Below are 22286 nucleotides of genomic sequence, written 5' to 3'. Positions count from 1 at the left end.
AAATGATATCTGTAGTAATAAGAAATAAAAATCAAGATAAAGCACTTAAATTTTTACTTAAAAATTTAACGCAGCGTTATTTAGATGATATTTCTGAAATCATTGTAATTGATAATCTATCCACAGATGATAGTAAAGATATCGCATCTCAATACGGTGCAAGATTTGTAACTGTGCACAATTTTAGTTATGGTGGTAGCGCTAATATAGCTGCAAGTGAGGCCTCAAATGATATTGTCGTTATCTTTAGCGCACACTCGTACCCTGTGAGTCACGATTTTTTTAAATTAATAAAGAATAAATTTGATGGACGTAATAGTTTAGCAGGTTTACGTTGTTTGCACAGCCCGAATGATTATAGGAATTTTATAAATAATGTGAATGCGCAAACTGACCCAAACAAATCTGGATTAATATTTTCTGGCTCTGCATTTAGTAAAAACGTTTGGAAAAAACATAAGTTTAGGGAAGATGTAGCGACTTTCGAAGATAAAGAGTGGTCTAAAAGAGTTATTGAAGCTGGTTATGATATAGAGTTCGTTCCATCTATTTTCTGTTATGAAATTAAAAGAACAAAAGCACAAAACTTTTTTAGATTTAAAAACGATGTAATTGGAAATTACCAATTGTGGCATCAAGATTTAACTTTAAAAAATGCTTTTAATGGTTTAATTATAGGTGTATTCAGTTTATTGGTAAATTTTGTAAGTGATTTTTGGTACATTGTTAAGCGGTTTTTTTTTAATATAAGCTTTGTATTTAATAAACCCCAAAAGTTCGATTGATATGAAAAAAATAGGCTTTTTACCACTTCGGAAGGGCTCCAAGGGGATTAAAAATAAGAACAAGCGTAAAATGGTTGGTAGACCATTATTTACTTGGGTTTTGGGTGAAGCTATTTTTTCTGATTTGGATGAAATTTATGTTTATACAGACGATCAAGATATCATCGATTTTATAAATAAAGAATATCATTGGTCAAATAAGGTGAAAGCACTTTTAAGAAGTGCGGAAAGTGCGACCGACCACGTATCAACAGAAGTTGCCATATTAGAATTTGCTAAATCTATCAATTATGATTTCGATATCTTTTGCTTGCTTCAAGCTACTTCGCCACTTACCACCAAGGAAAATATTAACGCCTGTTTAAATAAATTAGATGATAATTACGATTCTGCTTTAACCGTTGTAAACACACACAGATTTACATGGAATAACAATGGAACACCAGTTAATTATGACGTTACCAAGCGTCCGAGACGACAGGATTTTGATGGTTTGTTGGTTGAAAATGGTGCAGTTTATAGTACTACAAAATTAGCATTACAAAAAAGTAAGAACCGAATTAGTGGAAATATTGCCTTGATAAAAATGTCCGAAGATTCTTTGTGCGAAATTGATTCTGAAACTGATTGGACAATAGTAGAACAATTACTTATTAATCGGCAAAAAAGAGGAAGAATACCCAGTAAGATAACACATTTAATATTAGATGTTGATGGTGTTTTTACAGATGGCACAATCACATACACCAAAGATGGCGAACATACCAAAAATTTTGATATGCGCGATGGTATGGGGCTCGAGATCTTAAGGCAATTTGGTGTTGAGGTTATTGCTATGACTTCAGAGCAGTCAGATTTGGTTGTAAAACGCATGCAAAAGTTAAAAATTGAGAATGTATATTTAGGTGTAAAAGATAAATATAGCTTGCTTCAAAATTTTATTCAAAACCAGAATATCTCCCTTAATAATGTAGCGTATTTAGGCGACGATGTTAATGATTTAACTAATATTTGTAGCGTGGGTTGGTCTTTAACTCCAAAAAATGCTATAGATATTGTTAAACTACATGCCGATGTAGTATTATCAAAAAACTCGGGAGCAGGAGCCGTACGTGATGCCTGCGAGTTTGTAATTAATTATAATAAAAGATTTTAAATGCCCTAATTTAATGAAAACATATAAAAAACCTTATGTTATAGCCGAAATAGGATGCAACCACAAGGGCGATATCAAAATTGCTAAAGAGTTAATTAAAGTCGCTAAAATATTTTGTAATGTAAATGCTGTAAAGTTTCAAAAGCGACATAATAAAGAACTTTTAACAGAGAAGCAGTATAATCAACCACACCCGAACCCTGTAAATTCCTATGGTAATACTTACGGTGCACATCGTGAATTCTTAGAGTTTAATATTGATCAACATCGAAAATTAAAGGCATATTGTGAGAACATTGGTATAACATATTCAACTTCGGTTTGGGATTTAACCTCCGCAAAGGAAATAGCCTCAATTAAACCAGAATTTATTAAAATTCCTTCGGCGTGCAATAATAATACAGTCATGTTGGAATGGCTATGTAAAAATTACAATGGAGAACTTCACGTTTCAACAGGTATGACTACAAAAGCTGAAATTGAAGATTTGGTCACTTTGTTTAAAAATAATAACAGAAATAAAGATTTGGTGCTTTATAATTGTACCTCGGGATACCCTGTTCCTTTTGAAAATGTATGTCTTTTAGACATTAATTTGTTAATGGAAAGATATAAAAATGACGTTAAACATCTTGGTTTTTCTGGACATCATTTAGGTATTGCTGTCGATATTGCTGCCTATACATTAGGCGCGAACATTATTGAAAGACACTACACTTTAGATCGTACTTGGAAAGGGACCGACCACGCTGCATCTTTGGAACCAATGGGATTGCGTAAGCTATCGAGAGATTTAAATGCAGTATATAACGCATTAAAGTATAAAAATCAAGATATTCTACCAATTGAACAAATACAAAGAGATAAATTAAAAAACCAAAAAGGATAACGTTATTTTGAACAAGAAAAAAGTATTTGTTTTTTTTCCAGATGGCGTTGGTTTAAGAAATTTTGCTTTTACCGATTTTAAAAATGTTGGTGAACAAAATGGCTTTGATATTATCTATTGGAACAATACCATTTTTTCATTAAAAGACAATTTAGACTTTAATGAAGTTAAAATAGAAGACCATTCGGTACATCCTCTTTTACCAATATATTCAAGAGCAAGAAAGCGAGTAGAACTTAATATATCGCAAAAAAAATTTAAGGATGATGTGTATGCTACGTACAAGTTTCCTTTTAAATATAGAGGTTTAAAAAACATTCTAAAAAGTCTATATACTAAGCTACTAATTTGGTTGTATTCTTCAGAAAAAGGTATAGTAAAACTTAGAAAAAAAATTAATAAACTTGAACGATCTACCTCTAAATATCACTATTGTAAAGCACAATTAAATAAACATAAACCTGACCTAATATTTTGTACAACACAACGTGCCACACAATCTATTAGTGCACTTTTAGCAGCAAAAGATTTGGGAATCCCAACAGTTGCATTTGTTTATTCTTGGGATAATATCCCAAAAGCCATGCAGGTTGTGGAGACCGATTATTATTTTGTGTGGAGTGATTTAATGAAAGCTCAGGTGTTGCAATATTATCCGTTTGTGAAAGAAGAACAGATTTTTGTAACTGGCACGCCACAGTTTGAACCGCATTACAATTTGAATTTAAAACAGAGTAGAGCAGCTTTTTTTGAAACCTATAATTTAGATGTTAATAAAAAATACATCTGTTATTCGGGAGATGATGAAACCACGTCGCCTTTAGATCAATTTTATTTAGAAGATTTAGCGAAGGCTGTTAGTAGTTTAAATAGTAAAGGGGCAAATCTGGGTATTATATATAGAAAATGCCCAGTAGATTTTACTTCAAGATATAATGCGGTAATTGAAACACATAAAGATATTATTGAAGTTTTAGATCCCATTTGGAAACAAGTTGGGAATCAATGGAATGAAGTGTTACCAACTCCAGAAGATTTTAAATTGCTCTACAATGTTTGCGAACATAGCGAATTTGTAACAAATGTGTGTTCTTCAACTGTTTTCGATTTTGTTATCCATAACAAGCCTTGCATTTATTATAATTATGAACAACCACAATTAAGAAAGGGAATTCGTGATATTGGGCAGAATTATAAATACGTTCATTTTAGAAGCATGCCTAGTCAGCAAGCTGCTATATTTTGTACAAATAAAAATGATTTGGAAGATTTAATAACACAAATTTTAGAAGGACAATTATCTAATGTAGATGAAGGAAGAAAATGGTTTAAAATTGTAGCTGGTAACACTCCAACTATGGCGTCAACAAATATATGGAAAGCAATCCACGACATACTGAGCTAAGCGTTGGTTTTATAACCCCCGAGTATCCACATCCTAAAGTTCAACATGCAGCAGGAATAGGTACTAGTATCAAAAATCTCGCTCTAGCTTTAGTTAAAAAAAATGTTTCAGTTACAGTTTTCGTCTATCATCAAAATGAAAATAACATTATTGTGGACGAAGGTGTAGAAATCCATCTTGTAAAAAAGAAAAAGTATAAACTTTTTACTTGGTTTTTTTACAGACTAAACATACAGAATTACGTAAATAGTATAATTGAAGGAAAAAATATAAAGATTTTAGAAGCTCCAGATTGGACGGGAATAACTGCTTTTATGCGTTTTAAAATTCCTTTAGTAATTAGACTTCACGGAAGCGACGCTTACTTTTGCAAACTTGAAAATAGAAATCAAAAATTTAAAAATTTTTTATTTGAAAAGCTAGCCCTTATGGGGGGGGGGGCATATATAGCACCTACTAATTATGCAGGTCTTATAACAAGCAAGATTTTTAGCTTAAACAAACAAAAGATTAAAACAATTCATAACGGATTACAATTAGATAGCTTTGAGAATGATACGCCACAATTTTATAATAAAAATACCATATTGTATATAGGTACTATTATAAGAAAGAAAGGCGTTTTAGAACTTGCTCAAATATTCAATATGGTAGTTGAAGCGAATCCGGAAGCGCAATTAATTATTATCGGTGATGATTCCTCAGATATTAAAACAGGTAATGCGTCAACTTATAGTTTAATGAAGGGGCTGTTTTCTGCCAAGGCCAAAGCACAATCTATTTATTTGGGAAAGATTCCTTACGCTGATGTAATAGAGCATATTAAAAACGCCCATATATGTGTTTTCCCATCCTTTGCCGAAACCTTAGGAATGGTTACTATTGAGTCTATGGCATTGAATAAACCAGTCGTAAATACCAACATAGGTTGGGCCAATGAATTAATTGATGATGGTGTAAATGGATTTTTGGTGCATCCATTAAGAATAGATGATTATGCAACAAGAATTATTGAATTGCTTAATGATGAAAAGTTGTGTATGGAAATTGGGAAAGCAGCTAGAAAAAAAGTGGAAACACTTTTTGATATTGAAAAAACCGTCGATATAAATATTGCGTTTTATAAAAGTATTGTGGTATGATTTTCATAATCCACCAAAATAATAGGGTGCTAAAGGTGCTTGATAATAAGCAAAATAAAATTGCTTTTAATAGAAAAAAGTCAATAGCCGATACGTTATTTAATTTAGCAACACAATTTCCAAATAATTTAATTATATGGTGTAATAGAGATTATTTTGATTACATCAATTTAAAGGCGTTGCCCGATATTTTCCATCATAGGGGAATTTTAGCTTCATTTAGCTTTTCTGACAATAATTTTCTTCCGAATCAAATTGGTTACGTAGACTTATCAATTTATATAAAAATAAATAAGAAAGTTTGTTATCCAACTTGGTTGCTAAGCGGTGATGTTGGGGGAGTTCATGCAGAAGTCTTAAATGCTATTTCAAAAGATTTTAACACGTATTCCAATTTTCATTATTTTTTAAATGCATTAGCAAAAACCGCAATGCATCAAGGTTTATTTTGCTATTCACACCCTAATTTATTATTGGGCAAGCCAAATACTGTAAATCAAGTAAAACAAGCATCAACCTTTGTTTTGTTTCAATTTGTAAAAGAACATTATAAGTGGAATTGGGTTTATATATTATTTACAGCTTTTATAATTTTTGAAAAGAAATTTCCGATTATTCCACTTTTAAAAAGCTTATTCTATAAAAAGATAGAGTACGATTTTGATTTTACTAAAATTCCTTTTCAAACTTCAAGAAATATTATTGATAAAAGAGAAATTGATGTTATAATACCAACCATAGGAAGAAAGGTATATTTATACGATGTTTTAAAAGATTTATCTCGACAAACATTATTGCCAAAAAATGTGATTATAGTTGAACAAAATCCAATTAAAAACTCTGTCTCAGAGCTCAATTATTTATATAATGAAAAATGGCCTTTCAACATTAAACATAGATTCATCAATAAAATGGGAGTGTGCAATGCTAGAAATATTGCTATTGATTTAGTTGAAAGCGAATGGGTGTTTTTTGGTGATGATGATATTAGATTTAATAAATTGTTAGTTGAGAAAGCCTTTATAAATATTAAAAATTTAGGAGTAAGAGCGATTAATTTTACGTGTTTACAACCCTTAGAAGAGCAAACATATTTTAAAATAGCACAAACACCAATTTTTGGTTCTGGATCAAGCGTAGTAAAATCTGAATTATTTAAAAATATTAAATTCGATTTAAGTTATGAGTATGGATATAGGGAAGATTCAGATTTTGGAATGCAGATAAGATGGTTAGGAGAGGATGTTATTTTTATTCCAGATTTAATTATTACACATTTAAAAGCGCCAGTTGGTGGTTTTAGGAAAAAGCCTGCAAGCCCATGGAAATCTGAAAAACAATTGCCTAAGCCATCGCCAACGGTTATGTTGTTTAACCTCAAATACTTTACGAAACAACAAAAATTGGGTTATAAATTGATGTTATTTGTAAAAAATTATAAATCTCAATCCATAAAAAATCCAATTAACTATGTTAAAAATATGCGCAAAGGATGGTGTGTTAGTTTAACTTGGGCTGAAAAAATAAATTATAATGGGGTTGAAAAAAATAATTGATAGATTACGCTTAAGGTATGCGATGATAAATAAGCATCCCCTAACTAAATCTTCGCCATACAAAGCAATGTATAGATATATATATTTTAATATATCCCAAATATTTTTAAAAAAACCAAGACTTTTTAACTGGATAAACGATCTAAAGTTTTATGCGGAGAAAGGAGACGCGGGATTAGTTGGTAATATTTATTACAAACTAATGGATTATGAAGATTCTATGTTTTTAATTCATCATTTAAAAAAAAATGATTTATTTATTGATGTTGGAGCCAATTTAGGACACTACACTCTACTGGCCAGTGGGGTTTGCAATGCAAACGTTTTTGCAATAGAACCCATTAAAAGCGCATTAAAGAAATTAATAAACAATGTAGAAATAAATGATTTATCTAATAAAGTGAAGATATTTAATTGCGGTATTAGCGATAAGAATGAAGTGCTTAACTTCACAACGAATAGAACAACTATGAATAGTGTGTCTCTTACTGAAGACGAGAATACTATAAAAATTGACGTTAAAACTTTAGATGAATTATTAAAAAATGAAAACCCAACATTTATAAAAATTGATGTTGAAGGTTATGAATACAAAGTGCTAAAAGGAGCTTTAAATACCTTAAATAAAGCTTCTCTTAAATATTTATTAGTAGAGTTTAATAATTCTGGAGAGAAGTTTAATTTAAAGGATGAAGACGTTTTTAATTTAATAATGAGTTACAATTTTGTGCCAGTGCAATATAATGTTGACTTGAAATTAATAAATGTTATAAATAGTTACAATAAAGACAAGTTTAACACATTGTTTATTCGAAAAAGCGCTTTATAGTAAAATGCTTAAACTTTATACAAATACTAATTTGTTGACTGAGAAAAACCGAAAATATGTTTTTCCTTTATTATTGGATTTACATTATGTAAAAAATGACGTGTTAAAAACATGCTATAAAATTGTAAATCATATTGAAGCCGCTAATATTATTGTTGTTCCCTTAGAGTATAGCTATTCTATGAAAAAATATAACAATATTGTTCAGGATTTAATTAACCAAGCTTTAAAAATTGGTAAGCCTATTTGGGTATACTCTGGTGGTGATTTTGGTTATTCATTAAAAAACCAAAATGTATATAATTTTAGATTTTCAGGATTTAAAAGTAAATTGAACCGCAGAACATTTTTATTACCAGCATTTGTTAACGACCCCTATGGATTACACATTAATAAAGAATTTTCAACAATAAATAAACAACCTAAACCAAAAATTGGTTTTGTTGGACAAGCAAAAGGAGGCTTTTTAAAATATTTAAAAGAGCTATTGAGTTTTGCAAAAACCAATATAAAAAGATTTGTAATTAAACAACTTAGAGATTATCAAGCTTTTTATCCATCTATTACTAAGAGAGCAAAATATTTGGAATTATTAAAAAAAAGCAATCATCTACAAACTCACTTTATTCTTAGAAACAGTTATAGGGCAGGCGTTAAAACTTTAGCTGAAAAACATAAAACAACTCAAGAGTTTTATCAAAATATTTACAACAATCCCTATACCTTTTGTTTGCGTGGGGCAGGGAACTTTTCGGTTCGTTTTTATGAGGTTTTAGCTACTGGTAGAATTCCTATATTAATTAATACAGATTGTCTATTGCCGTTAGACAATAAAATAAATTGGGATAAGCATTGCTTAATTATTAATGAAGCTAATATCAAAACAATGCCCGAAACAATTGTTCAATTTCATGCTAAATTGTCTAATCAAGACTTTCTAAAGCTTCAAAAGAGCAATCGAGAATTATGGAATAATTATTTAAGGCGACATACCTATTTTAAAGAAGTGCACGACATTTTTTGTAACATACTGAATTAATATGAGCGATACTAAATTTACTTTAATAGTCTGCACATACAAGCGACCTGAACCATTGCTTAAATTACTAAATTCGGTGAAAAAACAAGCATTGTATCCAAGTGAGATTTTGATCGTTGATGGCTCTATTGATGATAAAACAGAACGGTTACTTGTAACACATGAATTTCAAAATCTTAAATATTATAAAGTTGAAGAAAATGAGAGAGGTCTTACCAAACAACGTAACTTTGGTATTGAAAAAGTTGACTTAAACTCAGAAATTGTTTGTTTTTTAGACGATGATACAGAGTTAGATAGAAATTATTTTAAAGCTATTATAGATACCTTTAAAAATGATTCAAATTGTGTTGGTGTAGGTGGTGTTGCAGTAAATGAGAATAGGTGGTTTAAAATAGATGAAAACCAATCTATTGATTTAAGTAAACATTATGTTATTGATGGATATGCGATAAAAGAAAGTTCAAGAAATTTAGTAAGAAATAAGTTAGGATTACAATCTCCTTTTAGACCAGGTATTATGCCTGATTTCTCACACGGCAGAACATATAGTTATCCTCTTAATAACAAAATATACCCTGTAGATTTATTAATTGGGATGTCCTTTAATTTTAGAAAATCCATATTTAAACACATCAAATTTTCAATCTATTTTGAAGGGTACGGTTTATACGAAGATGCTGATTTCAGTTTACGCGCATTAAGGTATGGAACAAATGTTATTAATACTGCTGCTAAATTAAACCATTATCATAATATTTCCGGTAGACCAAATAAATATAAATATGGTAAAATGGTAGTTAAAAATGGGTGGTATGTATGGCGTGTAAAATATCCAAATCCAACTATAAGAGCCAGAATAAAGTGGCACACCACGTCGTTTTTATTAACGATTATTAGGTTTACTAATGTTATAAACACAAACCAAAAGAAAGAAGCCCTAACCGAAAGTATGGGTAGAGTAGTAGGGTGGTGGTCATTGTTTTTTAACAAACCTAAAGTGCATTTATGAATTTCCTAATCATAACACATACACCACATCTTTTTAAAAAGGCGCAATATTTTGCTTATGCGCCCTATGTGAAGGAAATGAACTTATGGATAAAAAATTTTGATTCGGTCGAAATAATTGCACCAAAAGTAACTAGGGCAGTTTCAAAGATAGATATGCCTTATAAGCACAACAATATTTATTTAAATAGGGTGCCGGCAATAGCTTTTACTTCGGTTAAAGCAAGTCTTAAATCGGTTATTAAAATTCCTATAATATTTGTTACGCTTTATAAAGCTTGCAAACGTGCCGACCATATTCATCTTCGTTGTCCGGGCAATATTGGACTTTTAGGATGCTTTGTTCAATTATTATTTCCGAAGAAAAAGAAAACAGCCAAATACGCTGGCAACTGGGATCCGAAGGCGAAGCAGCCGTGGAGTTATCGTCTACAAAAATGGATTCTCTCCAACACCTTTTTAACTCGGAATATGCAGGTTTTAGTTTACGGCGAATGGCCAAAACAAACTAAAAATGTTCTGCCATTTTTTACTGCTAGTTATGCCAAAAATAAGATAGCCAATATTCCAATTAGAAATTATGACAACATTATCCAGTTTGTTTTCGTAGGAACACTCTCTAAAGGGAAAAGTCCACTTTACGCTGTACAATTGGTTGAAGAATTATTAAAGCGAGGAGTATTGTGCAGATTGGCAGTTTACGGTGAAGGAGAAGAAAGGGGGGCACTTGAAAAGTATATAGAAAAATCTAATTTAAAGTCGGTAATCACGCTTTTTGGAAATCAAATTTCCGAAGTAGTTGAAACTGCCTATAAAAAAAGTCATTTTTTAATATTAGCTTCAAAGTCTGAAGGATGGCCCAAAGTTGTGGCCGAAGCCATGTTTTGGGGTGTAATACCATTAGCAACTAATGTTTCCTGTATTCCTTGGATGATGGCCCACGGAGAAAGAGGAATTCTTTTAAATTTAAATACAGCCACCGATGCGCAACAATTGATTACTTTAATTAAACAAAATGAGGTTTTACAAAAAATGGCTGCACGTGCTTCAAGCTGGAGTAATCAATACACTTTAGAAAAATTTGAAGCCGAAATAAAAAAGTTGATATAATGCGGGTATTGCAATTAATAGATTCTTTAAACCCTGGTGGTGCCGAACGGATGGCGGTTAATATTGCCAATGCTTTAGACAAGGCGGGAGTGGCTTCGTATTTGTGTGCAACGCGGGAAGAAGGTGAGCTTAAAAAGGAGTTGGCGCCAAGCGTAGGGTTTTGTTTTCTCAAAAAACGAAACGCTTTGGACTTTATGGCATATTTAAAATTGATAAAATTTGTAAAGCAACATAAAATTGAAATTGTTCACGCGCATTCCACATCTTTCTTTTTTGCCACTCTTTTAAAAATTACCCTTTACAATATAAAAATAGTCTGGCATGACCATTATGGAAATAGTGAGTTGCTAAATAATCGAAAGCATAGATTTTTAAAGATTTGTAGCTTTTACTTTACAGCTATAATTTCAGTCAACAAGATTTTAAAGAATTGGTCCGAAGAAAAATTAAAGACAAGGCAGGTGTTTTATCTTTCCAATTTTGTTAGCCCTAATAAATTGAAGCCAACTATCGCTCTTAAAGATAGTAATTCAATAAAAATAATAAGTGTTGCCAACCTTCGGCCACAGAAGGATCATATAAATCTATTTGAAGCTTTTAAAATCATTCAGAAGAAATATTTAAATGTTTCCCTGCATATTGTCGGAAGGGTGGATGACAACCAATATTTAAAAAACATAGAAGAATTTATATATCATTCTAAAACTTTAAAGGTGTACATATACGGGTCGCAAGCCGGAATTCCCGCGCTATTAAAAACTGCTGATATTGGAGTTTTATCATCAATTTCTGAGGGGTTGCCAATAGCGTTATTGGAATACGGAGCTGCGGGTTTGGCCGTAGTAAGTACCGATGTAGGAGAATGTAAGGAAGTGATAAACGGCTTAGGCAAAATAGTGCCACCCAAAAATCCAGAAGCCTTGGCAGCAGCCCTGCTATTTTATATTGAAAATAAAGCGGCACGCAGGGCAGACGGTCTAGCATTTGCAACACATATAAAAGAAAATTACGCAGAAGACACTATTATTCCTAAATTGCTGGATATTTATAAAAATACAAGCAAATAAAATTCTCCAATAACATATTATATTTTCTACTCTTGGCTTTTCATATTGCCTTGGGCTTTGCAGTTTATATATTTAATGCTTTTTCCAAATATTATCTAATTGCAATTTGTTTTTACTTTCTTTATCGCATTATAACGAACGCCAATCGCAAGGACGAAATACTTCTTGCCGCTGGGTATATGACGGGGTTTGAGGTGTTATCCAGAATGACGGGAGGTGCCATAAGCTATGAATTTGCCAAATACGCGGTTATTGGTTTTGTGCTAATAGGGATGTTTTTTAAAGGTTTTAAACTCACCTCTTGGCCCTATTTGCTTTATACAATATTTTTAGTGCCCGGGATTGTGTTTTCTGCAATCAACTTAAGTTATGAAGCAAAAGTGGGGAATGCTATCGGCTTTAATTTAAGTGGGCCGGTGTGCTTGGGGATTGCAGCCTTATACTGTTACGACCGAAAAATACCAATTGCACGTCTGCAAACTATTTTATTGGCGGTACTCTTGCCAATTGTATCTATTACGGTTTATCTATTTCTCTATTCCCCGAGTATTCGGGAAGTACTAACGGGAACTGCTTCCAATTTTGCAGCCTCGGGTGGATATGGGCCTAATCAGGTTTCAACGGTCTTGGGGTTGGGGGCCTTTATTCTTTTTACTCGAATATTCACCGTTAAAAATAGGTTTATAAATATAGTAGATGTTGGTTTATTGGCTGTTATAGGGTATCGTGCCCTTATTACCTTTTCGCGCGGGGGCGTTATTACCGCGATAGCCTGCGCTGTTTTATTTTTAATAGTTTTTTATTTGAAATCTGGCGTAAAGCAAAAAGTAAATTTATTGCCCAAAATAGTTTTGTTGGTTTCAGTAATTGTCGGGATTTGGGTAATAAGTTCATTTGCTACTATGGGGTTGATTGAAAACAGATATGCCAATGAAGATGCAGCCGGAAGGGAAAAGGGGGATGTGGGTACTGGACGGGCGGCCATATTTCAAACGGAATTGGAAGCTTTTAAAGAGGCACCCTTCACCGGAATAGGGGTAGGTAAATCTAAGGAGTACAGAAAAAAACGCACCAATATTGAAGCCGCTAGCCATAATGAAGTCAGCAGGCTGCTGTCTGAACACGGCCTATTTGGTATTTTGGCATTGGTAATTTTACTGGTTACGCCGCTTGCTTTTGGCTTGCAGCATAGATCTAATATATATTTGTATTCATTTTTGTGTTTTTGGTTTTTTACCATTAACCATTCCTCCATGCGGATTGCCGCCCCAGCCTTTATTTATGCCTTAAGTTTGTTGAAGATAGATTATGCACCAAAGAAAAAAACTGCTATACATAGGAAATAAGCTGGCGGAACACGGAAAGCCGCCGACGGCTATCGATTCGCTTTCAGTAAAATTTGAAAACGAAGGCTATTCGGTTATTATGGCTTCGTCTAAAAAGAATAGATTAGGAAGGATGTTCGATATGATTTGGACAACCCTAAAAAATAAAAACGAAATTTCCTTGGTCTTAATAGATACCTATAGTACGCAGAATTTCTATTACGCCTTGATAATCGGTAAAATATGTCGCCTCCTCGATCTGCCTTATGTGCCTGTATTGCACGGGGGCAACCTTCCCAAAAGACTAAGTAAGAATAAAGGGTTTAGCAATATATTCTTTGGAAAAGCCTATACAAATGTGGCTCCTTCAGAATATATATTGGAACAGTTTAAAACGATGGGATTTCAAAATCTGACCTATATTCCCAATACCTTGGAAATTAAAAACTATCCTTTTCAACCTAGAAAAATTATAACTCCTAAATTATTATGGGTGCGTTCCTTTGCCGAAATATACAATCCGCTCTTGGCTTTGGAAATTGTAGAAGGCTTATTAAAACGCGGTATAAAAGTATCTCTTTGTATGGTTGGCCCCGATAAGGACGGATCTATGGCGCGCTGTAAAAAAATAGCGGCAGATTTAAAATTGCCGGTTGTCTTTCCAGGGCTGCTTAAAAAAGAAGAGTGGATCTCCCTTTCAAAGGAGTACACTATTTTTATAAACACCACTAATTTTGACAATATGCCTGTAAGTGTAATGGAAGCAATGGCGTTAGGGTTACCGGTAGTATCCACAAACGTAGGGGGCATGCCGTTTTTAATTAAAGACAATATTGATGGTATATTGGTCCCACCAAATAATTCCGAACTATTTGTTAATGTTATTGAAGAATTATGTGCCAACCCTCCCAAAGTAGAGGAAATTACAAAAAACGCAAGGATAAAAGTGGAACAACTGGATTGGCAGATAGTTAAACATAGTTGGATGGAGCTTATTGGGAAGGCGTGAAAATTGACTAAATTTGAAGGGGGGGGAGTCGGTTGTCGGGTGTCTGTTGACTGTTGTCTGTTGACTGTTGTCGGTTGACTGTTGTCGGGTGTCTGTTGGCTGTTGACTGTTGTCTGTTGACTGTTGTCTGTTGTCTGTTGACTGTTGACTGTTGTCTGTTGGCTGTTGGCTGTTGTCTGTTGGTTGTTGTCGGTTTAACAACCGATTATTATGAAGATTTGGATATTTATTATTTGGCTTTGGAGTATGCAATAGAAGTTCATCAAATGTCGCTGACAATGCCAAAATTTGAACTTTATGAGTAGGGCAGCTAAATTGGAAGGTCGTCAAAGCGTGTTTAGAATAATATTATAGAGGTTTATGGTAGAAGAAAATACAAATAGGATTTCAGTAATTTTTTTGACTTATCTCCATACAACTTTACTTAAAAGTAAAGGACGAATGGCAACAATACAAATGCTTTGAAACGTACCAAAAGTGCCCGAATTAATTGTAAAATTTGATAGTCAGGGCGCAAGAATTTTTACTTTTATTCTAAACGATTTTTAACCGATGACACACTTTAATGAACACTCCCAAAGAAAAACTGGAAAACATAATCCACAACCCACAACAGACAACCGATAACTCACAACCGACAACCGATAACCGATAACCCACAACCGATAACCGATAACCCACAACAGACAACCGATAACCGATAACCCACAACTGACAACCGATAACCGATAACCCACAACAGACAACCGATAACCGACAACCGATACCCGAAAATGGCCAAAAACCGAATCCATTTTGATATCTCAGAAAGAAAGGTGCTCTTGCGCATCTTTGATATTGTTCATGTATTGGGACTGCTATATGTAATGGGAATTGGGTTCGATTTCGATTACTTTAAGATCAATGCCCAACACTGGATGTGGTCTGTTGTACTGGCTGTATATCTCACAACCTTTGCAACCATTTTTGAATTGTACGACTTGCAAAAGGCAAGCAGATTTAATGTGGTAGTAAAGAACGTAATCATCACCTCCTCGGTAACGGTGTTATTTTATTTGCTCACCCCTTTTTACACCCCCACTTTGCCGTCTAATAGATTGCAGATAGTCTATTTCTTTCTCGCCATTAATGTAGCTTTGCTCGCTTGGCGTTATGCTTATATTACGCTTATCTCTGCCCCACGGTTTTATAAAAGAGTGGTGTTAATTGCCCACGGACAGGATGTGGATGCCATAGTAGCTTCCCTCCAAAAGTCGGATCCCAATTATCGGGTAATAGGCTATTTTAATACGTCGCCCAGAGATGGTAGAATTATTCACAGTTTGGAAATAGACTCTATTTCTATTTCTGAAATAAGCCGATTGGCGAAGGAAACAAATGTTTCTGAAGTGGTGGTGGGGGCGCCTTTATCTGAAGGAATGACAGTTGAACTCAACAACCAGCTGATTAAATTGTTGGAAAACGGAATTCCCATTCGCGAATACACCCAAGTGTACGAGGAATTAACCCACCGAATCCCCGTACAGCACGTAGAAAAGGATTTTTATCGCTACTTTCCCTTTAGTCGAAGCAATCAAAATAAACTCTACTTATTCTACAGTAGATTTTCTGATTTGTTTATTTCTGTATTGGGGCTAACTTTTGGTGTTCTTCTCTTGCCATTTTTTTTAATAGGAAATTTACTCGGAAACAGAGGTCCTTTGCTTTACACCCAAAAACGGGTTGGTAAAAATGGAAAGCGTTTTAAAATCTATAAATTGCGAAGTATGGTGAAGAATGCCGAAAAGGATGGGGCGCAATTCGCAAAATCGAAAGATAAGCGCGTAACAAAATTTGGCCGATTTTTACGACGATCCCGCTTCGATGAAATCCCACAATTTATAAATGTAATAAAAGGCGAAATGAGCGTTATAGGCCCTCGTCCCGAACGCCCTGAATTTGTAAAGGACCTGATAGAACAAATTCCATTCTACGAAATACGCCATCTGGTAAAACCCGGATTAACAGGGTGGGCGCAGGTAAATGCCAAATACGGCTCAAGCAATGAAGATGCCCTGGAAAAATTGCAATACGATTTATACTATATAAAACACCGAAGCTTTTTCCTGGATGTTACTATAATCGTTAAAACGTTGAGTACCATTCTTTTTTATAGAGGGCAGTAAAATTGAACTTTCGACTTATGTTTATAACACCTTCAATGATGGGAAACAGGAACCACGACTTTTAGACCCACGACTAAAGAACGACGAGTATCCATTTAAACGGATAGTTTAGAACAAAGCCGTGGCAAAGTCATAGCAAAGCCATAGCAAAGCCATTAAACTGTAAGAAAATGATCATTTTTTCCTACAAATTTTGGAGCTCATTTAAAAAGCCATAAATAAGCGTAGAAAACCTTCCATTTAGACATACTCATATTTTCCATTTCCGAAATTGCCCTCTCGTAGAAGGGAGCCTGGGAGGGATGTTTACCTAATCTCTGAGTCTGCTGAGGTTTGTGCTGCAATAAAATACATCAGCCACACATAGCGTATGGCCAAGGCTATCAATAAAGGTAGTAACGCGATTGCGAATACTTGTACCCCTGTTATCCAATGTATGGTTAATAGCACCAAGAGCAGGATTAACAGCAGTACATAACGCTTCAGTTTAACGGAGACTCGTTTTTTAGAAATTGCAAACACTAAAAATAGAGAAATTGGAAACGCCCATAATAGATTGTAATTATTGGCGGTGGCAGTATGATCTGTTGCAAACCAGAGTAGCAACAACAGTACGCCCACGAGCCCTGTAAATGTAAATATGGCCGTATCTAAATATCGGCTTCGAGAGTTTCTTTTATAGTCGAGGTAGGTTTTAAAAACGATTAATCCCCCTAATAATCCCAGTATAAATAGCGGACTGGTTAAAAATATATTTTCTGGGGAGCTAGGGTCGTTATCAAAAAGTACGGTTGTTTCCTTTACCAAATTCTCGGTTTCTTCATTTCTATGGATAACAGCATTTTCAGCGCCTGCAAATACGTAATCGGGTAAAAATTGATACTCTATTGGACGTGCTTTTCTGTCTATAACCGCACCAAGCGCAATGTCTATGCCCATACTGCCCCACGTATTGGCGTTGAGATTTTGCTGAATAAGTTCGCGGAAACTCAATTCTTCTTTTATATGATCTTCCTTAAATTCCAACTTATCGCCAAGTACAATCTGCACCACGTCGCGAATCTTGGTGGCACAATTGTCATAAAAGAAATCGTATTTATACTTTTTGTTTTCTGGCTTAGCGTTGTTCCACAAAAAGTCTGAAACAGCCTGCTTTTCGGCATAGTTGAGGTTGAGGGTCTGTTCTTTTATCCAACGGTTTTGGGCGACATAGCTATTGTAAAATGGCTGATAATAATTAACTCCCAGCTCGTAAAGCAATTTTCCCTGTGCGAATTTTGTATAAAAATTGGGCGTGTCGAAATCGAACTTCCCGTAATTAAAAACTACGTCAACTTCATTTAAAGTGTCTTGTATTCTGAAAGCACTATGCCCAAACTTATCGTAAAGTTCGGCTCCCGGACCGATAGTTAAAATGCTGATTTCTGAAGTTTCAGATAAAGGCATAAACTGCGCTTTTACCGAAACACTTAATAGAAGAATAAATATGAATAAATAATTTTTCACCACGAATACACGAATGTTTTAATTGTTTTTCAATAGCTCCACAACGAAAGTTCCAGTTTCATTTTTGATTTTGATTTCGATTTCGATTTCATTTTCTATCTAAACAAATCCCAATCCAATTTCAACGAAAAAACATTGCTATAAAGCGCCGCACTTTGATCGCCAATATCGGTTAAAGCGTAATCTACTTGAATGCCTTTATATCGAAAACCCACGCCAATATTAGGCTGAAAACCTACAGATTCACTGCCGTCCAATTGTTTTATATTTTGAAAATTCCCAACGCCACCGCGTACATAAACCATATCTATATAAGCAAATTCGAGGCCTAAGGAAGGGGTTATACTGGCAACTGAAGTTGCAATAACATCGTTGGTTTCTGCAAATCTAAAATTTAGATCTACTTCGGCCAATAAGGTGTAATCGTAATTGTAAACAAACTTTCTCGCTATACCAAATTGTAGCTTTGGAATAGTAATTTCGGTAGTTTCGGGCAATTCCTGATTTTGACCTTCTACGGCGCCTTGAATCTCGGCAAATTTTTCTTCGTCTATACTCCAAGCGTTAAAAGTGGTGGTAATGTCGCGCGCCATAATACCGAACATCCATTTATCATTTCTAAATTGAACCGCAGCATCCAACCCAAAGCCCCAGGAGGAGGCGAAGTCGCCAATAATTCGTCTAATAACTTTGGCATTCACACCGTAATTTAAGCCGTCGAGAGGCAGTTTCCGGGCGTACGAAAAAGTAACCCCATAATCGGCTGTTGAAAATAAACTAATCCGGTTGTAATCTATATTGCCCTCACTGTCTATAAGTTGGGTGGTATTTAAAATATCGTCAACTCCAAAACGAATTAAGGAAAGGCCCACCGCACTTTTATCGTCTAGCGGCATGGCGAAGGCAGCGTAATCGTAATTGGCAATATTCGCAAAATAGGAAGCGTGCATCAACGAAATTTGTTTGTCTTCCAAATTTACCAAGCCGGCCGGATTCCAGTATCCCGAGTTTACATCGGCAGAAGAAGCCACCACGGCGTTGCTCATGCCAAAAGCAGCGGCATCTACTCCAATATTCATAAATTCGTTAGAATATTTACGCACTGTTTGTGCGCTCAGCGTGGCTGAAGCAAGTAATAAAAGGAGGAAAAATTTTTCTTTCAAGCTAAAAAATTTGGACAAATATGGCACAATTTTACAGAATACTAAACTTTAAATTTGTGCACATATTGTGTTTTAGTAGCATTGGACGAAAATACTTTGTTATTTTTACATAAAAATTTTTCTTTTATATAAAAGAACTTGTGTTTTGTCCGCTCGAGCGCAGTCTAGACCTATTTACTATACCATATGCTAAAACAAATTCCAAACATTATCACTTCCTTAAACATCCTCTGTGGATGCGTTGCTATACTTTTTGCAACCTCGGGCGATTTGATTACAGCTTCCTTTTTTGTTTTCCTCGGAATTTTCTTCGACTTTTTTGATGGGCTTGCAGCGCGATTGCTCAAAGCGCAAAGCGAAATTGGTCTGCAATTGGATTCCTTGGCAGATGTTATTACCAGTGGCGTTGCACCGGGAATTATAATGTATCAAATGCTGAATTTATCGTATTTCGGACATATGCAAACCTTAACCGAAACCTTTTCGATGGATGGGTGGAATGTGGGTTTTAAAAATTATATGCCATTAATTGGTTTGCTCATTGTTATTGCTTCGGCATATAGATTGGCAAAATTTAATGTAGATACCCGTCAAACTACTGGGTTTATAGGCCTTCCAACGCCTGCGAACGCACTTTTTGTTTTAAGTTTACCGTTAATTCTGCAATTTCAATATTCCGAATTGGCCGAAACCATAATATTAAATAGATGGTTTTTAATTGGAATAACCCTTATTAGCTGTATCCTATTAAATGCCGAAATTTCCCTTTTCGCATTAAAATTTAAAACTTGGGATTTTAAAAGCAATGCCATCCGATATGTATTTTTAATACTTTGTTTGGTGCTTTTAGTACTGCTGAAGTTTTTAGCAATCCCTTTTATAATAGTGCTATATATCGTGCTTTCGATGTTTAACCACAAAGTACACTAAGATGCCACAGAGTGCACAAAGAAGAAACGATTATCTTCTCAGAGTTTAAGGGTATTAACCACAAAGTACACTAAGAAGTCACAGAGTGCACAAAGAAGGATTTATTATACGCAGATCAGTGAGTTCTTTGTGAAAACCATTGTGGCCATAGTTGTTGCATTAAGAATTTATTTTATTTAGAATGACCGAAAAATAAATAGCTAATAAAACTATAGGCTGTGCATTGGAAGTTCATAAGGCACTTGGGCCCGGCTTATTAGAATCTGCCTGCCAAGAATGCTTATTTTATAAATTAAAGCTGAAGGGAATAAATGTTGAGAAACAAAAACCGATGCTTCTAATCTTTGAAGATGTAAAACTAGAAATTGGTTATCGAATTGATTTATTAGTCGAAAATAAAGTCATTATAGAAATAAAAAGTGTGGAATCTTTAAAGGATGTTCATTTAGCACAGACTCTGACTTATATGAGACTTGGCGGTTTTAAGTTAGGACTTCTTATAAATTTTAACGTAAGTCTATTAAAACAGGGTATTAAAAGAGTTATAAATGGAGACCTGTAAAATTAAAACTTTGTGTTCTTTGTGAAAACCATTGTGTTCTTTGTGGTTAATTAGGGATAAGCATTCATTAAGTTGCATTGTAAAAACTGCCACGAATACACGAATACTATTTAAAAAAAAACTGTGAATTAGTGGCAAAAACTTAAAACTCCAATTTCTTCTTCCGAAGTTCAAAATTTTGTCCCAAATATACTTTTCGCACCATTTCGTCTGCAGCAAGTTCTTCGGGGACGCCGTGTTTTAAGATGCTTCCTTCAAACATTAAATACGTTCTGTCTGTAATAGCAAGTGTTTCCTGAACGTTGTGATCGGTTATAAGAATACCGATGTTTTTGTTTTTAAGTTGCGCTACAATTCGCTGAATATCTTCCACTGCAACAGGGTCAACGCCAGCGAAGGGCTCATCCAGAAGAATAAAATGCGGGTCGGTTGCCAAGGCGCGAGCAATTTCGGTACGCCTTCTTTCGCCACCGCTTAAAAGATCGCCCCGGTTTTTGCGAATGTGCCCTAAGCCAAATTCTTCAATTAGCGATTCCATTTTGGCGCGCTGTTCTTTTTTTGAAAGTTTTGTAAGTTGTAAAACGCTTAAAATATTGTCTTCCACGCTTAATTTTCTGAAAACAGAAGCTTCCTGCGCCAAATAACCAATTCCGTGTTGTGCGCGTTTGTACATTGGGTATTTGGTAATCTCGGTTCCTTCCAAAAAAATCCTGCCGCCATTGGGTTTAATTAAGCCCACAATCATATAGAATGAAGTGGTTTTACCAGCCCCATTCGGACCCAGTAACCCAACAATTTCTCCTTGATTTACTTCTACAGTAATTCCTTTAACGACCTTTCGGCCTTTATAGGATTTCATTAAATTTTCGGCTTTTAGCTTCATTTAATAGGATTAAAATTTTGATACAACAACCACTATTTTTCTCGGCTGAATGTTTTTTGCCACGAATACACGAATGCTGTTGAGCTATATGTTTTTTGCCACAAATATTTGAGCTCCTAACTATAAGTGTTCCACGCCTCTTTAGTCTCTATTCTCTTCTCTCTATTCTACAGTCTAGAGTCTTTCTTCTCACTAAAGTATTCAATTAAAACACACGAATATATCAATAATTCGTGAATTCGAAGGGGTAATATCTTTTGCGAGTCTGTACGGCTGCTCTATGTTTTTAGTGAATTAAACAAATGAGCGATCCGGAAAATTAATTTTTCTCTTCCAAGGCTTCCCAATATTCAAAAGCCCTGCGTAAATGTGGAATCACAATGGTGCCGCCAATAAGTAGGGAAATACTCATGCCTTCAACTACTTCTTCCTTGGTTAAACCTAGTTTGTGGCATTCCTCCAAATGGTACCGCACGCAATCGTCGCATCTAAGTACCAGTGAGTTTCCCAAGCCCAACAACTCCTTCGTTTTCTTAGGTAGGGCGCCCTCCATATAGGCATTGGTGTCTAAATTAAAAATTCGCTTGATGATCTTGTTGTTATCCGCAAGCATCTTTTCATTCATCTTTTCGCGATAGGCGTTAAATTCTTCAACTATATTATTTTTCATTATATGTGTAAATATGGAAGTTTTCTAGTTTATTAAATGCTAAATCGAGATATATAACATTCAAAGTCAATTCTCTCTTTCCCC

General features: G+C 34.5%; 20 protein-coding genes. 16 read left to right on the top strand and 4 right to left on the bottom strand.

The window, feature by feature from the left end:
* The first annotated feature begins 2 nt into the window (after positions 1-2).
* The 14 genes from QCQ61_RS00785 (at position 3) to QCQ61_RS00720 (ending at position 16488) form a co-directional block, all read left to right on the top strand.
* Positions 3-785: a glycosyltransferase family 2 protein gene (locus QCQ61_RS00785; protein ID WP_279448809.1), complete on the top strand. Its 783-nt coding sequence runs from the start codon at positions 3-5 to the stop codon at positions 783-785.
* A gap of 1 nt (position 786) precedes the next feature.
* Positions 787-1941: a cytidylyltransferase domain-containing protein gene (locus tag QCQ61_RS00780; protein ID WP_279448808.1), complete on the top strand. Its 1155-nt coding sequence runs from the start codon at positions 787-789 to the stop codon at positions 1939-1941.
* A gap of 13 nt (positions 1942-1954) precedes the next feature.
* On the top strand, positions 1955-2830 hold the full coding sequence (locus QCQ61_RS00775) for an N-acetylneuraminate synthase family protein (RefSeq protein ID WP_279448807.1): 876 nt from the start codon (positions 1955-1957) through the stop codon (positions 2828-2830).
* A 7-nt stretch (positions 2831-2837) separates the two neighbouring features.
* Positions 2838-4235, top strand: coding sequence for a CDP-glycerol glycerophosphotransferase family protein (locus QCQ61_RS00770; protein WP_279448806.1), 1398 nt, complete (start codon positions 2838-2840; stop codon positions 4233-4235).
* Positions 4205-5377 (top strand): glycosyltransferase family 4 protein, encoded by a 1173-nt coding sequence (locus tag QCQ61_RS00765; protein WP_279448805.1) that lies wholly within the window; start codon positions 4205-4207, stop codon positions 5375-5377. The genes QCQ61_RS00770 and QCQ61_RS00765 overlap by 31 nt, the downstream gene beginning before the upstream one ends.
* Positions 5374-6933, top strand: a complete 1560-nt coding sequence (locus tag QCQ61_RS00760) for a glycosyltransferase family 2 protein (RefSeq protein ID WP_279448804.1) — start codon at positions 5374-5376, stop codon at positions 6931-6933. Before QCQ61_RS00765 ends, QCQ61_RS00760 begins: the two co-directional genes overlap by 4 nt.
* Positions 6917-7762 carry an FkbM family methyltransferase gene (locus QCQ61_RS00755; RefSeq protein WP_279448803.1) on the top strand — a complete coding sequence of 282 codons (846 nt, stop codon included), beginning with the start codon at positions 6917-6919 and terminating at the stop codon, positions 7760-7762. The genes QCQ61_RS00760 and QCQ61_RS00755 overlap by 17 nt, the downstream gene beginning before the upstream one ends.
* A gap of 34 nt (positions 7763-7796) precedes the next feature.
* A complete protein-coding gene (locus QCQ61_RS00750) occupies positions 7797-8801 on the top strand; it encodes an exostosin domain-containing protein (RefSeq protein ID WP_279448802.1) in 1005 nt (334 codons plus the stop codon).
* A gap of 1 nt (position 8802) precedes the next feature.
* On the top strand, positions 8803-9813 hold the full coding sequence (locus QCQ61_RS00745) for a glycosyltransferase family 2 protein (RefSeq protein WP_279448801.1): 1011 nt from the start codon (positions 8803-8805) through the stop codon (positions 9811-9813).
* Positions 9810-10922 carry a glycosyltransferase gene (locus QCQ61_RS00740; RefSeq protein ID WP_279448800.1) on the top strand — a complete coding sequence of 371 codons (1113 nt, stop codon included), beginning with the start codon at positions 9810-9812 and terminating at the stop codon, positions 10920-10922. Before QCQ61_RS00745 ends, QCQ61_RS00740 begins: the two co-directional genes overlap by 4 nt.
* Positions 10922-11989, top strand: coding sequence for a glycosyltransferase (locus QCQ61_RS00735; RefSeq protein WP_279448799.1), 1068 nt, complete (start codon positions 10922-10924; stop codon positions 11987-11989). The genes QCQ61_RS00740 and QCQ61_RS00735 overlap by 1 nt, the downstream gene beginning before the upstream one ends.
* Positions 11990-12021: 32 nt before the next feature.
* A complete protein-coding gene (locus QCQ61_RS00730) occupies positions 12022-13335 on the top strand; it encodes an O-antigen ligase family protein (RefSeq protein WP_279448798.1) in 1314 nt (437 codons plus the stop codon).
* On the top strand, positions 13298-14323 hold the full coding sequence (locus QCQ61_RS00725; protein ID WP_279448797.1) for a glycosyltransferase family 4 protein: 1026 nt from the start codon (positions 13298-13300) through the stop codon (positions 14321-14323). The genes QCQ61_RS00730 and QCQ61_RS00725 overlap by 38 nt, the downstream gene beginning before the upstream one ends.
* 773 nt (positions 14324-15096) lie before the next feature.
* The gene (locus tag QCQ61_RS00720; protein ID WP_279448796.1) at positions 15097-16488 is read left to right on the top strand and encodes a sugar transferase; all 1392 of its coding nucleotides are present in this window, start codon (positions 15097-15099) and stop codon (positions 16486-16488) included.
* A 306-nt stretch (positions 16489-16794) separates the two neighbouring features.
* On the opposite strand, the gene QCQ61_RS00715 is transcribed toward QCQ61_RS00720, so the two are convergent.
* Both QCQ61_RS00715 and QCQ61_RS00710 read right to left on the bottom strand, forming a co-directional pair.
* Positions 16795-17934, bottom strand: coding sequence for a lipoprotein N-acyltransferase Lnb domain-containing protein (locus QCQ61_RS00715; protein ID WP_279448795.1), 1140 nt, complete (start codon positions 17932-17934; stop codon positions 16795-16797).
* 155 nt (positions 17935-18089) lie between these two features.
* Positions 18090-19157: a putative type IX sorting system protein PorV2 gene (locus QCQ61_RS00710; RefSeq protein WP_279448794.1), complete on the bottom strand. Its 1068-nt coding sequence runs from the start codon at positions 19155-19157 to the stop codon at positions 18090-18092.
* A 186-nt stretch (positions 19158-19343) separates the two neighbouring features.
* On the opposite strand from QCQ61_RS00710, the gene QCQ61_RS00705 reads away from it, so the two are divergent.
* Together QCQ61_RS00705 and QCQ61_RS00700 are read left to right on the top strand one after the other, a co-directional pair.
* On the top strand, positions 19344-20087 hold the full coding sequence (locus QCQ61_RS00705) for a CDP-alcohol phosphatidyltransferase family protein (RefSeq protein ID WP_279448793.1): 744 nt from the start codon (positions 19344-19346) through the stop codon (positions 20085-20087).
* Positions 20088-20283: 196 nt separating this feature from the next.
* Positions 20284-20649 carry a GxxExxY protein gene (locus QCQ61_RS00700; protein ID WP_279450213.1) on the top strand — a complete coding sequence of 122 codons (366 nt, stop codon included), beginning with the start codon at positions 20284-20286 and terminating at the stop codon, positions 20647-20649.
* Between the two features lie 142 nt (positions 20650-20791).
* Here the strand turns inward: QCQ61_RS00700 and lptB are convergent, their stop codons facing one another.
* Positions 20792-21532, bottom strand: coding sequence for an LPS export ABC transporter ATP-binding protein (gene lptB / locus QCQ61_RS00695; protein ID WP_272855090.1), 741 nt, complete (start codon positions 21530-21532; stop codon positions 20792-20794).
* Between the two features lie 319 nt (positions 21533-21851).
* Entirely contained in the window at positions 21852-22202 is a 351-nt protein-coding gene (locus QCQ61_RS00690) for a carboxymuconolactone decarboxylase family protein (RefSeq protein WP_279448792.1), read from the bottom strand.
* Positions 22203-22286: the final 84 nt, after the last annotated feature.

Origin of the sequence: Aequorivita marisscotiae, from assembly GCF_029814825.1 — a bacterium.
GTDB classification, from domain to species: Bacteria; Bacteroidota; Bacteroidia; order Flavobacteriales; family Flavobacteriaceae; genus Aequorivita; species Aequorivita marisscotiae.
Note: the sequence above shows the minus strand (reverse complement) of the source record. Positions and strands in the feature narration are given on the sequence as shown.

Coding starts and splice junctions, on each gene's coding strand:
- QCQ61_RS00690 (WP_279448792.1), bottom strand. CDS start 22,202: ATGAAAAATAATATAGTTGAAGAATTTAACGCCTATCGCGAAAAGATG.
- QCQ61_RS00720 (WP_279448796.1), top strand. CDS start 15,097: ATGGCCAAAAACCGAATCCATTTTGATATCTCAGAAAGAAAGGTGCTC.
- lptB (WP_272855090.1), bottom strand. CDS start 21,532: ATGAAGCTAAAAGCCGAAAATTTAATGAAATCCTATAAAGGCCGAAAG.
- QCQ61_RS00705 (WP_279448793.1), top strand. CDS start 19,344: ATGCTAAAACAAATTCCAAACATTATCACTTCCTTAAACATCCTCTGT.
- QCQ61_RS00745 (WP_279448801.1), top strand. CDS start 8,803: ATGAGCGATACTAAATTTACTTTAATAGTCTGCACATACAAGCGACCT.
- QCQ61_RS00785 (WP_279448809.1), top strand. CDS start 3: ATGATATCTGTAGTAATAAGAAATAAAAATCAAGATAAAGCACTTAAA.
- QCQ61_RS00780 (WP_279448808.1), top strand. CDS start 787: ATGAAAAAAATAGGCTTTTTACCACTTCGGAAGGGCTCCAAGGGGATT.
- QCQ61_RS00765 (WP_279448805.1), top strand. CDS start 4,205: ATGGAAAGCAATCCACGACATACTGAGCTAAGCGTTGGTTTTATAACC.
- QCQ61_RS00725 (WP_279448797.1), top strand. CDS start 13,298: ATGCACCAAAGAAAAAAACTGCTATACATAGGAAATAAGCTGGCGGAA.
- QCQ61_RS00715 (WP_279448795.1), bottom strand. CDS start 17,934: ATGCCTTTATCTGAAACTTCAGAAATCAGCATTTTAACTATCGGTCCG.
- QCQ61_RS00740 (WP_279448800.1), top strand. CDS start 9,810: ATGAATTTCCTAATCATAACACATACACCACATCTTTTTAAAAAGGCG.
- QCQ61_RS00775 (WP_279448807.1), top strand. CDS start 1,955: ATGAAAACATATAAAAAACCTTATGTTATAGCCGAAATAGGATGCAAC.
- QCQ61_RS00760 (WP_279448804.1), top strand. CDS start 5,374: ATGATTTTCATAATCCACCAAAATAATAGGGTGCTAAAGGTGCTTGAT.
- QCQ61_RS00735 (WP_279448799.1), top strand. CDS start 10,922: ATGCGGGTATTGCAATTAATAGATTCTTTAAACCCTGGTGGTGCCGAA.